The 14,252-nt window shown below is 70.0% G+C and carries 7 protein-coding genes; 5 read left to right on the top strand and 2 right to left on the bottom strand.

Annotation, left to right across the window (positions count from 1 at the left end):
- Positions 1-45: 45 nt before the first annotated feature.
- Positions 46-699: a DUF1345 domain-containing protein gene (locus tag H489_RS31430; protein ID WP_031260112.1), complete on the bottom strand. Its 654-nt coding sequence runs from the start codon at positions 697-699 to the stop codon at positions 46-48.
- A gap of 110 nt (positions 700-809) precedes the next feature.
- Here H489_RS31430 and H489_RS31425 point away from each other — a divergent pair, with 110 nt between their 5' ends.
- The 4 genes from H489_RS31425 to H489_RS31410 all read left to right on the top strand — a co-directional run bounded on the left by H489_RS31425 (position 810) and on the right by H489_RS31410 (position 8,190).
- Positions 810-3,374, top strand: coding sequence for a carboxylate--amine ligase/circularly permuted type 2 ATP-grasp protein (locus tag H489_RS31425; protein WP_017887792.1), 2,565 nt, complete (start codon positions 810-812; stop codon positions 3,372-3,374).
- A complete protein-coding gene (locus H489_RS31420; protein ID WP_017887791.1) occupies positions 3,374-5,167 on the top strand; it encodes an N-acetylglutaminylglutamine amidotransferase in 1,794 nt (597 codons plus the stop codon). Before H489_RS31425 ends, H489_RS31420 begins: the two co-directional genes overlap by 1 nt.
- Complete coding sequence (locus H489_RS31415) at positions 5,140-7,110, top strand: S9 family peptidase (RefSeq protein WP_200860524.1); 1,971 nt, start codon at positions 5,140-5,142, stop codon at positions 7,108-7,110. The genes H489_RS31420 and H489_RS31415 overlap by 28 nt, the downstream gene beginning before the upstream one ends.
- A 177-nt stretch (positions 7,111-7,287) precedes the next feature.
- Positions 7,288-8,190: a GNAT family N-acetyltransferase gene (locus tag H489_RS31410; RefSeq protein ID WP_017887789.1), complete on the top strand. Its 903-nt coding sequence runs from the start codon at positions 7,288-7,290 to the stop codon at positions 8,188-8,190.
- A gap of 21 nt (positions 8,191-8,211) precedes the next feature.
- Here H489_RS31410 and H489_RS31405 read toward each other — a convergent pair whose 3' ends face one another.
- A complete protein-coding gene (locus H489_RS31405) occupies positions 8,212-9,066 on the bottom strand; it encodes an aminoglycoside phosphotransferase family protein (RefSeq protein WP_017887788.1) in 855 nt (284 codons plus the stop codon).
- A gap of 499 nt (positions 9,067-9,565) precedes the next feature.
- On the opposite strand from H489_RS31405, the gene H489_RS31400 reads away from it, so the two are divergent.
- Positions 9,566-13,795 (top strand): RHS repeat-associated core domain-containing protein, encoded by a 4,230-nt coding sequence (locus tag H489_RS31400; RefSeq protein ID WP_152427297.1) that lies wholly within the window; start codon positions 9,566-9,568, stop codon positions 13,793-13,795.
- The last annotated feature ends 457 nt before the right edge of the window (positions 13,796-14,252 follow it).

Below are 14,252 nucleotides of genomic sequence, written 5' to 3'. Positions count from 1 at the left end.
GCACCGTGCCTCCCGTCCGTGGTTCCACCGGTCCGGAGCGCGGTGTCAGCTGATGATGTTGACCGCGCGCGAGATGACCAGCGCCAGCAGGATGAACCCGCTGAGCGCCTGGTACGCCATGATCATCTTCGCCCGGACGGTCATCGGCATCGTGTCCGTGGGGCTGAAGGCCATCATGTTCGTCATCGCGACGTAGAGGTAGTCGAGGTAGACCGGGCGCCAGTCGGCGGTCTTCGGGTCGGTTTCCTGCGGGAACTGGAAGTCCGCTTCGGCGCTCGACCACAGTTCGGGGCGTCGCCGGGCCACCGGACCCCCGCGGTCGAGCTCCCAGTAGACGAGCCCGAACACGATGATCGTGCTCACCCACACCTGCAGGGCGGTGAGCAGCACGGCCGCTCCGTCCGCGTGGCCGCCCAGCAACTCGGTGATCGTCCGGATCACCGTGAGCTGGCTCGCGACGGTCAGCAGTCCCGCCAGCGCGAAGGACACCCACCGGGACCAGGTGGTCTCGCGGGTCAGGCGCCGCGGGTTGAAGACGATCAGCGGGGTGAGCAGCAGGACGCCGAGCACCGGCACGACCCACGACGGGAAGAACAGCACCTCGTCGGGCAGGAACAGGCTGACCGCCAGGTTGACCAGCACCGCCGCGGCGACCGGTGCCCGGTGTTCGTGTCGGGGGCCGGTCCTGGTCTGGGTCACGGAGTGAGTGTCGCACGGTGCCGTGACCGCACCCCGCGGGCGTGTTACGAGTGTGAGTCGGGGGAGTGCCGCGGCAGACACGGCACGGGCGTCTCGCGTAGGTTCCAGCCATGAGTGCAGAGCTGACGCTCGGCGCCGAGGAAGAGCTGCACCTCATCGACCTCGAGTCCGGCCGACTTTCCGCGAAGGCCCCCCGCCTTCTGCCCAAGCTGCCCACCGACCGTTTCGGCGCGGAGCTGCAGCGCACGACGATCGAGACGAACACCCCGGTGGTGCGGACCCTCGACGACCTGCGGCGGGTGATCGTCGACCTGCGCAGCGAGCTCAGTGCCGCGATCGCCCCGGCCGGGGTCACGATCGCCGCCGTCGGCACCGCGCCGAGGTCGGAGTACGCCGACTTCGAGCTGAGCGCCGGCGGGCGGTACGGCCGGATGCAGGAGCAGTACCGGATGCTCGTCGACGAGCAGCTCATCTGCGGCCTGCAGGTGCACGTCGGGGTGAGCGACCGCGACCTGGCGGTGCTGATCGCCCAGCGGGTGGCGCCGGTGCTCCCGGTGCTGCTGGCCCTGAGCGCGTCGAGTCCGTTCTGGAACGGGCAGGACACCGGGTACGCCTCGTTCCGGAGCATCATCTGGCAGCGGTGGCCGTCGGCCGGCAGCTTCGGCCCGGTGGAGGACGCCGCCGAGTACGACCGGGTGCTCGACGACCTGATCGCCTCGGGCGTGATCGCCGACAAGAAGATGGCCTACTTCGACGTCCGACCGTCGTCACACGCGCCGACGCTCGAGCTTCGGGTCTGCGACGCGACCCCGGTGGTGGACGACGCCGTGCTCATCGCCGGACTCTTCCGCGCCGCCGTGCGCAAGGCCGAGAAGTCGGTCGTGTCCGGCGCCGAGTGGCACCCGCGCAGCGAACCGCTGCACCGTGCGGCGATGTGGCAGGCCGCCCGCTCCGGGCTGAGCGGCGAGCTGGTCGGCCTCGGGCAGCACCCCGAACGCCTGCCCGCCGAGGTCGCGGTGCGCCAGCTCGTGTCCCGCCTGCGCCCGGAGCTCGAGGAGCTCGGCGACTGGGGCACGGTGACGGAGCTGCTCGACGCCACCCTGGCCCGCGGCAACTCCACCGATCGGCAGCGCACCGCGTACGCCGAGCGCGGGGAGATCGACGACGTCGTCGCCCTGGTGGTGGAGGACACCGCGGGGCTGCCGTCCGGACGCGACGAGGACCCGGTGGTCCCGCTCCCCGGGTACCGCGTCCGTGCCGGCGACGAGGCGGTCGGCCCCGGGGCGCGACCCCGACCGGCGTTCCGTGACCTGGCTGCCTTCTTCGACGGCTGGGACGCCGAGACCGCGATCGACCGTTGCACCGCCCGCGACGCCTGGACCCGCGAGCACCAGGTCGGCTTCGTGGTCGACGGCGGTGCGCAGGCGTTCGGCTGCGACCTGGTGCCCCGGACGATCAGCGCGTACGAGTGGTCGCAGCTCGAGCGTGGCCTGGGGCAGCGGTCCCGCGCGATCGAACTGTTCCTGCGCGACGCGTACGGCGATCGGCGGATCGTGGCCGACGGCGTGCTGGACGCGGACCACTTCGTCGGTGCGAAGGGCTGGGACCCGGACGCCACGCGGCTGCCAACGACCGCGGTCCGTGCGCCGGTGCTCGGGTTCGACCTGGTGCGCAACGAGTTCGGCGGCTGGCGGGTGCTCGAGGACAACGTCCGCTCGCCCTCGGGCGTCGCGTACGGCATCGCCCTGCGCGAGCTGATGGACGACGTCGTGCCGGACGCCCCGCGGCCGGCGAACCTGCGCGACCCGCACGGCGTGACCGACCGGTTGCGCCGGACCCTCTGCGCGAACACCACCGCGGTGACGGGCGCGACCGACCCGGTGATCGCGCTGGTCAGTGACGGCCCCGCCGCCGGCGCGTGGTTCGAGCACCGCAGGCTGGCCGACGGGGCCGGGCTGCGCCTGGTGTCCGGGTCCGACCTGGACGTCCGCGACGGACGCGTGGTCGACGCGACGACGGGTGACGTGCTCGACGGGCTGTACCTGCGGATCGACCGCGACGTCAGCGCGCTGACGGCAGAGCACGCTCCCGACCTCGGTGCGCGGATCCTCGACGCGGCGGAGGCAGGACGCGTCTACCTGGCGAACGCGCCGGGCAACGCGCTGGTCGACGACAAGGCGATGTACGTCACCGTGCCGGACCTGATCTGGTACTATCTGGACGAGAAACCCCTGCTGGCGTCCGTGCCGACGTACCGCACGAGCATCGAGGTCGAACGGCTGTCGGTCCTGGACCGCGTCGGCGAACTCGTCACGAAGCCGGTCGACGGCGAGGGTGGCCGCGGGGTCCTGATCGGACCGAGCGCGAGCGCCCCCGAGGTCGCCGAACGACGGCGCGAGATCGCCGCGGACCCCGCCGGGTGGGTGGGGCAGGAGGTGGTGCAGCTGTCCTCGCACCCGACGATCGGACCGGCCGGGCTCGACCCGCGGCACGTGGACCTGCGGGCCTTCGTGTACGCGACGGGGACCGGACCGGACGACGTGCACCTGGCCGACGTGGCCCTGACCCGCGTCGCACCCGAGGGCAGCATGGTCGTCAACTCGTCGCAGGGCGGCGGCGCGAAGGACACGTGGATCGTCGGGAACGCCCCGGCGGACACCGAGGGAGAGCGCTGATGTGTGGACTCGCGGGCGAGATCCGGTTCGACGGCCGAGCGCCGGACGTCGGGGCGGTCGCCCGGATGACCGGCTGCATGACGCACCGCGGCCCGGACGGTGACGGCCTGTGGGCTCGCGGCCCGGTCGCGCTCGGGCACCGACGGCTGTCCATCGTCGACCTGTCCACCGCGGGCGCGCAGCCGATGGTGCTGGCCGAGGCGGGGCTGACGATCGCCTACAACGGGATGGTCTACAACTACCGGCAGCTCCGCGACGAGCTGCACGGCAAGGGGCACCGGTTCGCGTCGACGTCGGACACCGAGGTCATCGCCCTGGCGTACGCCGAGTGGGGCACCGGGTTCGTCGACCACCTGATCGGGATGTTCGCCATCGCCATCTGGGAGCACGCCAGCGGCCGGCTGGTGTTGGCGCGGGACCGGCTGGGCATCAAGCCGCTCTACGTCGCGCCCGTCCCGGGCGGGCTCCGGTTCGCGAGCTCCCTGCCCGCGATCCTGGCAGGAGACGACGGGTCGAGCATCGACACGTCCATCGACCCCGTCGCCTTCGCCTCGTACATGAGCTTCCACTCGATCGTCCCCGCGCCCCGCACGATCCTGTCCGGCGTCGGCAAGCTCCCGCCCGCGACCGTCCGGGTGATCGAGCCCGACGGCACCGCGCACGACACCGTCTACTGGGAGCCCCGCTTCGAGCGCGACCCCGCCAGGGCGGACTGGTCCGAGCGGGACTGGGAGCAGGCGTTCATCGGCTCGCTCCGCACCGCCGTCGAGCGTCGGATGGTCGCCGACGTGCCGGTCGGGGTGCTGCTCTCCGGCGGGATCGACTCCTCGCTCGTGGTCGGGCTGCTCGCCGAGGCCGGGCAACAGGACCTCGCCACGTTCAGCATCGGGTTCGAGGCGGCCGGTGGTGAATCCGGCGACGAGTTCGAGTACTCCGACCAGGTCGCCCGGCACTTCGGCACCGACCACCACCGCATCCACATCCCCTCGTCGCGGCTGCTCGACGGCATCGACGGTGCTGTCGCCGCCATGAGCGAGCCCATGGTCAGCCACGACTGCGTCGCCTTCTACCTGCTGTCGCAGGAGGTCTCGCAGCACGTCAAGGTGGTGCAGTCCGGCCAGGGCGCCGACGAGGTGCTCGCCGGCTACGACTGGTACCCGCCGCTCGCCGACGTGCCGCGCGACCAGGCCGCCGAGGCCTACCGCTCCGTGTTCATGGACCGCCGGTGGCCGGCGCTGCAGGGCCTGCTCGGGGAGCGGTGGAAGAGCGACGACGACACCCCGTCGGCGTTCGTGGACCGCCAGTTCGCACGGCCGGGCGCGGAGACGAGCGTGGATGCCGCGCTCCGCAGCGACACGACGATCATGCTCGTCGACGACCCGGTGAAGCGCGTCGACAACATGACGATGGCGTGGGGGCTCGAGGCCCGCGTGCCGTTCCTGGACCACGAGTTCGTCGAGCTCGCCGCCGCGATCCCGCCGTCGATGAAGCTCACCGACGGCGGCAAGGGCGTGATGAAGCGCGCCTCGCGCGGGATCGTGCCCGACGCCGTCATCGACCGCAGCAAGGGCTCGTTCCCGGTCCCCGCCATCCGGCAGCTCGAGGGTCCGTACCTGCAGCGCGTCCGGGACGCGCTGCACGCCCCCGAGGCGCGGGAGCGCGGGCTCTTCGACCCCGCCACCGTCGAGCGGATGCTGCAGGACCCGAACAGCACCAGGACCGCGATCGGCGCGAACGCGCTCTGGCAGCTCGGCCTGATCGAGATGTGGCTGCAGCAGCAGGGGGTGCGGTGACCGTGGGTGCCGTCCGGACTGGAGGCGCGCAGGGCGTCGCGTCGTCGGCCACCGTCGAGCCGTCGGTCACCACCAGGGCCGCGGCCGGCCTGGGTGCGCAGCTCACCGCCGCCTGGGGGTCGTGGGGACCGACCATGACCCGGAACGCCCGGCGCGTGGCGTTCGTGAGCGACCGGCACGGCACCCCCGAGGTCTTCGTGCAGGACGTCGTCGTCGACGGTGAACTGCCGGAACCGGTGCGGATCGCGCTGTCCGACGACCCCGTGATCCGGGTGTCGTGGTCGTCCGACGGGGAGTGGCTCGCCGTCGCCATCGCGACCGACGGCGGCGTGAAGCAGCAGGTCTGGGTGGTGCGGCCGGACGGCACCGACGCCGCGCAGATCGCCGGCTCGCGGTACCAGCACGCCGAACTCGGGCCGTGGAGCCGCAGCGGCCACCGGGTCGTCATCACCCTGCCCTCGACCGAGCCCGAGCAGCCGGCCCGTGCGTACCTGGTCGACCCGGTCAGCGGCGACCGCGACGACCTGGCCGTGGGGGAGCTCATCCACATCCTCGACCTGTCAGTGGAGGAACGGCTCGTCGTGCTGAGCGACGGGCAGCGCGGCCAGGAGTTCGTGGTCGTCGTCGACCGGCTGACCGACGAGAGCCACGCCCTGTTCGCGGACGACCCCGACGGGTCCGCCGAGATCGCGTTCCTGCGGCCCTCGCCCGCGAGCGAGACCAGCCCGCTCGTCGCCTACGTCGCCACCGAGGCCGGACTGCCCCGCCGCGGACTCGTCGCGCAGCCGGTCGGGCCGCACGGCTGGCGCGGCACACCCCGGCGGATCGTCGAGCGCGACGACGCCGAGCTCGAGTACCTGGACGCCGACGACGCCGGCCGCACCGTGCTGCTCGTCTGGAACGTCGACGGTCGCAGTGAACTCGACCTCATCAACACGCACGACGCCTCGCGCACCCCCGTGCCGGACCTGCCCGGGTACGTCGTCACCGACCCCGTGCTCAGCCGCGACGGCCGGAGCGTCCTGCTCGCCGTCGAGGGGCCGACCCGTCCGCGCGAACTCTGGCGGCTCGACACGAACGCGCTGACCTGGAGCCGGGTCACCGACGTCCCCGCGCTGCCGGACGTGCAGCTGGTCGAGCCGACGCTCGAACGGTTCGCCGCCCGTGACGGACTGGAGCTGACCGGCTGGCTGTACCGGGCCGTGGAGCCGGCCACGTCGGTGGCAGGAGCCGACGTCGGAACGCATGTCGGGCCTCCCGGCCGCGCAGCGCTCGTCCACCTGCACGGCGGACCGGAGTCGCAGGAGCGACCCACGTTCTCGCCGCAGCACCAGGCGCTCGCCGCCGCCGGGGTGACCGTGTTCGCGCCGAACATCCGCGGGTCCTCCGGGTACGGTCACGAGTTCGTGCACGCCGACGACCTGGCGCTGCGGTGGAACGCGCTCGCCGACGTCGTCGACTGCGCGCGGTTCCTGGTGACCAACGGGTACGCCGATCGCTCCCGGGTCGCCGTCGAGGGGCGCTCCTACGGCGGGTACGCGACCTTGGCGTCCCTGGCGTTCACGCCCGACGTGTTCGCGGCCGGGGTCGCGGTGTGCGGGATGAGCGACTTCGCGACCTTCTACCGGGACACCGAGCCGTGGATCGCGGCTGCTGCCGCGACGAAGTACGGCCACCCCGTCGAGGACGAAGCCCTGCTCGCGGCCCTGTCACCGATGCGCGCGATCGACGACGTCACGGCGCCGCTGCTCGTCGTGCACGGTGAGCTCGACACGAACGTGCCGATCGGTGAGGCGCACCAGGTGGTCGCGGCGCTGCGGGAGCGGTCGCACGACGTGGAGTACCTGGAGCTCGAGGGCGAGGGGCACGAGTACCGGCGGGCGGCGTCGCAGGCGCTGCTCGTGCGGCGGATGGTGGAGTTCGTGGCGGCGCGGCTGGGGTGAGGCCTGGCGGGGCGGGGTGCTCGGTGCTGGTCTGGTGCGCGCGCGGGTTCTTCGTGGTGCGAGGTTGCACGCTCGGTGCGAGCTTGTTTCCTCGCACCGGGTGGTCAACTTCGCACCGTGCCGTCACCGGGTGCAACGATGCGCCGGCGGCGCTCGCCGCGGGCGGACAATGGTGGGATGACGACCACTGACCTGACGCGACCCGGAGAGGTCCTCGTGGCCTCGGCAGCGGACGTCGAGCAGGTCGTCCACCGTGCCACGAACCAGTACGCCTCCGGCGTCGTCGCGGACACCGCCGGGTGGGCGGACGGCGATCGTCGGCGGATCGAGGACCTCGGGTTCCGTGGTGGTGACTCCCGCGGCGAAGCGCTCCGGACGCTCGACCTGACCATCGCCGACGACGGCACCCCGACGCGCATGCTCGACGCCCCCGCGATGGCCGCACTGAACAGCCACCACGCGCGGTTCGCCGAGCGGCGCGGCGACGTGGTCCGCTACCAGACGGACGTGTCGGTGTGGACGGGGATCCCCGAGCAGCCCACAGCGCAGGACTGGGAGGACGTCCGGGCGCTGCTCGGGTCGGGCGGGATGCTCGGCGTCGGTGCGGCTGCCGTCCTGCCCGAGGGGTGGGACCTCGTCGAGGGTGCCGGCGGCGTGCAGCTGACCGGTGAGGCGATCGAGGGTGCGCCGGACGACGAAGCCGTCGTGCTGACGCCCGACGACGTGCCGGAGATGACCGCCCTGGTGGAGCGGACGAAGCCGGGGCCGTTCCTGCCGCGGACGATCGAGCTCGGCACGTACCTGGGCATCCGGCGGGACGGGCGGCTCGTCGCGATGGCGGGGGAGCGCCTGCACCCGCCGGGGTGGACGGAGATCAGCGCGGTGTGCACGGACGACGCGTACCGGGGGCAGGGGTTCGGTCGGCGGCTCGTGCTCGCCGTCGCGCACGGGATCCGGGAGCGGGGCGAGACCCCGCTGATGCACGCGGCCGCCGGGAACACCGGGGCGATCGGGCTGTACCAGCAACTCGGCTTCCGACTGCGGGACCGTGGGGCGCCGCGGTTCGTGCGGGTGCCGTGAGCTGCGTTCCGGTCTGACGGGTCAGAACGCGGCGAGGGCGCGGTGGAGCATGTCGTGGCCCTGGGCCTCGAAGCCCTCGTCGCCGACCGCGTAGGCCCAGGTCGCCGTCCCCACTGCTTCGCGGAGTTGGAGCCAGCGCCACGCGTCCGGAGTGCGCGGATCGTCGCCGTACCCGTCGAAGAACGCCGCTTCGAGCCTGGGATCGTGCTGCCAGTGCAGCACCGCGAGGCGGGTGAGGTCGAAGGACGCGGGGCGCCAGCCGAACCGGCCGAAGTCGATGACGCGCAGTCGGCCGCCGTCGACGATCCAGTTGCGCGGGTGGAAGTCGCCGTGGGTCGGGACGAGGGACTGCGTCGAGGTGTCGTTCGGGAGCGCGCGCAGTGCCGCTCGTGCGCGGGCGACCACGTCGTCGGGGATCCGGTGCGGTGCGTCGAGGGCGGCCAGTGCCTTCGCCTGCTCATGCTGCAGGAACGTCGGGTCCTGGCGGGTGTCCTGGTCGTGCAGTCGTCGGAGCAGTGATCCGGCCTGACGGTGGACGTCTGGATCGTGCTCGTCCGGGGTCCCGAGGGCGAGGTGCCCGGGGACGCGTTCGAGCACGAGGACGCGGTGCTCCTCGTTCGCCGCGACGAGGGCACCGGTGTCCCCGCTCGCTCGGAGCGCGGCGGTGGCGGTGCGGTGCGCTTCGAGCTCGCGGGGGAAGTGCGTGTTGGTCGGGCCGGAGGCCTTCACGGTGAAGCCGTCGTCGCCAGCGCGGATGTGCAGGACCCTGGTGTCGAGGAGCCCCCACGAGTCATCGGCCACGACGACGGCATCGTGGAGCGTCTCCTGCACGAACGCGATCTGGTCGTCATCGAGTCCGGTGTCCCCCCAGTGCATGGCGGCACGTTACCGTCCTGCTCCGACAGCTCGGGAGGCTGCAGCCCGCGTCCGGTGTCCGGATCGCGCGGATCGTTGCAGTACCCGTGAAGATCACCGTTCCGAGTCCGGCGCCGTGGGGGCGCGGAACCCCGGTGTTTCTGGGCCGGTCTTATCGGTTCCATCATGCAACTATCGACCCCCCGATGTGGGGGAGCATGCGTGAGCGAAGCTCCGTAACGTGCTGTGTGGCTGCACAGCACCGTCGCAGGGACTGGTGAGCTGCAGCAGCCGCAAGAGGGGTTTCTTGAGCGTGTTCGCTGCGTCGTGGTCCGGTCGTGTTCGTGGAGTGATGCTGGCGGTGGTGGCGTTGGTCGCCCTGCTGGGTTCGTTGTTGGTGGTGGTGTCGCAGCCGACATCGGCACAGGCTGTGGTGACCGGGACGGGCGGGCAGTACGTGCCGATGCCTTCGAACGCCCGCGTGCTGGAAGGTGCGACGTCGGCAGGGACGTTCCGCACGGTGAAGATCGCCGGAGCCGCCGGGCTCCCGTCGTCGGGGATCGGCGCCGTGACGATGATGGTCACGGTCGCTGACCCGAAGGGGTCGGGGCAGCTGCAGATGCGTGCCGACGATGCCGACACGACGACGCTGCTGATGATCTACAACTCCGGTGTCGGTGGGAACCGGTCGAACACCGGGCTGCTCGCGGTCGCGGACGACGGCACGATCCAGGTGCGGACCGAGACGGCGCAGTCGAAGGTCATCATCGACATCACCGGCTACTACACGTCGACGAAGAACGGTGTCTCGGCCGGTGGGTTCGTGGCGATGTCCCCGTCGCGCGTGCTCGACTCTCGTGGCGGGATCGGTGGCGCGCAGGGGCAGATCCCCGCGGGTTCGCAGCGCACGATCCAGGCGACGGGCTCGAACGGCATCCCCGAGGGTGCCGCGGCGGTCGCGGTGAACATCATCGTCATCAACCGATCGGGCAAGGCCGGCTACGTCCGTCCGACGCCCACCGGTGAGACCCGGAGCACCGGCGTCCTCAACTACAACTCGAATGAGGACCTCGAGACGGCGATGAACGCGCAGGTCGCGTTGAACGCCGACGGGAAGTTCAGCATCGACACCGCCGCGGAGGGCGGGAAGATCGACCTCGTCGTCGACATCCAGGGCTACTTCCTCAAGTCGAACCCGGGCGGTGGTTTCACCCCGTTGAACGGTCGCCTCATCGACACCCGCAAGACCGCGAGCATCGCTTCGGGTGCCTCGTTCACGGTGCAGGTCGGTGGCGTCCAGGGCGCCCCGACCGTTGAGGGCGGCTTGTCGGCTGCCGCGGTGACGTTCACTGCGGTCAACGACAGCGGTGCGGACTCGTACGCGAAGATGTGGGCCGATGGTGCGGCTGAGCCGACCTCGTCGGCGATCAGCAGTGACAAGACCTCGAAGGTGTCGAACACCGTGGTCGCTCCGGTGGGGGCGAACGGGAAGATCCGCATCAAGAACATGGGCAAGGGGGCGATGGACTACCTCGTGGACCTGCAGGGTGCGTACAACTCGCTGCCCGGCGGCCCGGGTGAGACGAACCGGACCGGCAAACGAACCTCGGCGACGACACTCCCGTTCCCGATCACGGACCAGACCAACGCGTCCGTCGACGTCGGCACCGGCAACTTGCTGGTCAGCACGACTGCGATGAGCCTGCCGGGAGTGACCGAGAACACCACGATCGGCGCCGCGTACAACTCGCGCAGCACCACCGTCGGTGACACCAACACGATGGACGCGAACCGGTGGCAGTACGCCCTCGCCGGCGCTGGGGACCTCACCGCGAACGCCGACGGTGTCATCTACACGGACGCCGTCGGGACGACGTGGCAGTTCCGTCCGTCCGGGGCGCAGGGCGCTTTCACCAGCCCGGCTGGTCTGCAGCAGACCCTGACCCGCGTCGACAACAGCACGACGCACGAGTACACGTTGAAGGGGTGGACGTCGAACTCGACGACGCACTTCAACCTCGCGGGTCAGCCCACCTCGATCGTGGACCGGAACAAGAACCAGATCAGCTTCAACTCCGACGAGCCGGGCTTCACCCTGAAGTCCCTCGTCTCGACCGCGGGTGTCACCGGGGCCCGGACGGCGAACTCGTCGTACGCCAACGGTGTGCAGACGTTCTCGCAGACCAGTGGCTCGAGCTCGCGGAGCATGTCGTGGACGAAGAACAGCACCGGCGACATCACCACGTACACGGACGCGCTCGGCAAGAAGACCACGTTCGCGTACACCAGCGGAAACCTGACCTCGATCACGGCGCCCGAGGGTGGCGTGACGGCGTTCACGTACGACTCGTCCGACCGGGTCACGAAGGTCGAACAGCGCAACACCACTGCCGGCTCGCCGGGGACCGCTGTGACGCGATTCTCGTTCAAGGACGACACCACCACGCTGGTTGCTGACCCGCGGTCCGATCAGTCGGTCGCTGTGGCGGACACGAAGTACACCAACTACACCCTCGACGGGAACGATCTCGTCACGAACGTCGTCGACGCCGCGAAGCGGGAACAGTCCCGCTCCTACAAGTCCACGAACAACGGCGTCGAGAACTCGAGTGTCGGCGCGGGCGCAAGCGCATCGACGTCGAAGAACACCTACGGGGCGAACAACGAGCAGTCGCTGACGCAGTCGGAGTCCGGCGCGGGCACGAAGAACTCGGCGACGTACGGTTCCGGATCGGCTGCCTACCTGCCGTCAAAGGTCACCGACAGCTCGGGTAATGAGACCAACTACGGCTACGACGGCCCCGGCAACCGAACGTCGACCGCCACGGGCGGCTCCGGTCCGGAGGCGGCGAAGGCAGAGCTCGAGTACAACAAGAAGGGCACCGACCCGTATGCGTGGGGTGCGGTGAAGTCCGCGACGGCTCCCGGCGACGGTGATCGGAAGACGACGTATTCGTACGACACCCACGACCAGCTGCTCGCCATCACGGCGCCGGCCAACACGGTCGGGGAACAGAAGTACTCCTACGACGACTTCGGCCGTGTGAAGAACCACACCGACGGTGACGGCGGCGTCACGACGTACTCGTACGACAACGACGACCGGCTGCTGACGACTTCGTTCGATGACGGCACCGCAACGGTGACGAACACCTACGACGGGAACGGCAATCAGCTCACCGAGCAATCCGCGACCGGCACCATCACCAACACCTACGACCAGCGGAACCGGCTCACCTCGACCGTGAACACCGCCGGCGGTGGCACCGTGTCCTACGGCTACGACCTCGCCGGCAACACGGCCAAGGTCACCGACGCCCACGGCACCGTCACGCACGACTACGACGTCGCCAATGTCCTGACCCGCACCACCTACCCGACCGCGAACGGCGGTACGGCGAAGCAGGTCTACAAGAACGACGACCACGGCCGCCGCACCGACGCCTGGCTCGGCGCTGTCGAGAACACGGATCCGACCAAGGACCCGACGTCGTGGCAGGCGCACCAGACGATCACCTACGGCGTGTCCGACCACGTCACCGGTGTTCGCGCCGTGAACGCCGACGACCCGTCCAAGCCCGTCGTGAGCCTGACGTACTGCTACATCACCGGGATCGACGCCGGGGGCGACTGCTCGGCGACGAACAGTGCGAACGCCACGGACAAGATCCAGTGGGTCAAGGACAACATCACCCAGCAGACCACCACGTACACGTACGACTCGAACAGTCGCCTCACCAAGGCCGCGCAGGCCGGCGGTGCGACGAACATCACGTGGGCGTACACCTACGACGCGGCCGGGAACCGGCTCACCGCCAAGCGCGGCGGCGACGTCACCAGCTCGCAGACGCTGACCTACAACACCGTCGGGCAGATCACCTCTGACGGCTACGCGTACGACGGTGTCGGCAACTTGGTGAAGGCGCCCGGGCAGACGTTCACCTACAACGGGGCGCAGCAGATGACGTCCTCCACGAAGGACGGCGTCACCACCCGTTACGAGTACGCCGGCGGCAACATGAACAAGCTGCTCTCGCAGGCCACCGACGGGGGAACCGAGTACGACTACACGTATGGCACGTCCGACTCCAACGGTGTCCCCGTGATCACCAGCCGCACCATCGCGGGCACCGGGACTGCGTCGGTCATCAGCGACCCGGGGAACGGGCAGCCGCTGGACCTGCAGACCACCGACGGCACCACGAGCATGTGGGTCATCGACGGCAGCGGCAGCCCGGCCGCCGCGATCGCCGACACCGGGAAGACCGCGTACACCGTCTCCTACGACCCCTACGGCGTTGAAACCGTGACCGTTGGCGGCGACAGTGCGCAGTGGCAGCAGAACCCCTACGGGTTCAAGGTCGGGCTCCGCTCGAGCAACACCGACACCGGGCTCACCAAGTTCGGCTACCGTTGGCAGTCCAGCATCACTGGGGCATGGATCGAACGCGACACCCTCGATGCACCCCTCAGCTCAACGAACGCCAACCGCTACGCCTTTGCGGGTGCCGATCCGATCAACGGCAGTGATCCGACTGGCCTCTATAATTGGAGGCTGGCGGGAGCGGACTTCCTTCTTGCAACAGGCGTCGGAACGGGGATCGGGGCTGCGGTCGGTTGCATCGCCACCATCGCAATTGGGTGTGGGCCAGGTGCAGGACCGGGGGCTGCAATCGGCACTGCGTTGGGTGCAATATTCGGTGCCGGTTTCGTGCTCGGCGCGTCCCTTGCTGGAGGTTATAGTGAGTAAAAAACAATCCAACCCGAAACGCGATCGCATTGTCGCGATTTCGCCTGCTCTTGTGGGTGTCCTCGTTATTGGACTAATTGTCGGACTGCAACAGGTTGACATAGTGTTTGCGCTGATCATTCTTGGCGCTTTCGTAGTAGCCGTTTTGCCGCCCATCTTGGTTGTGCTCAAATTAACACCGGACGATTCGCAGTAGTTGGTGCGAGCGACCGCTCCATCGGTTGAGACCTCCACTACTGGTCCAGCGGTCGCCGGGTGAGGACGGTGCGACCATCGCCGAAGCGATCAAGGCTTGGGCTGTCCGGTAGCCGGTCGTTCACCGCACGGTCTGCGCGACCCCACTGGGGTGTGGAACGGACCGGAGGAGCTTCGTCTCGACTCCGGTCCGCACAGGAGCTGGTGCGACCCCTGCGCGCGACCGTAGCCCTAGGAACACGATGGCGCCGGCAACAGTCCG

The organism is Curtobacterium flaccumfaciens UCD-AKU (genome assembly GCF_000349565.1).
In the GTDB taxonomy this organism is placed as follows: Bacteria; Actinomycetota; Actinomycetes; order Actinomycetales; family Microbacteriaceae; genus Curtobacterium; species Curtobacterium poinsettiae.
Note: the sequence above shows the minus strand (reverse complement) of the source record. Positions and strands in the feature narration are given on the sequence as shown.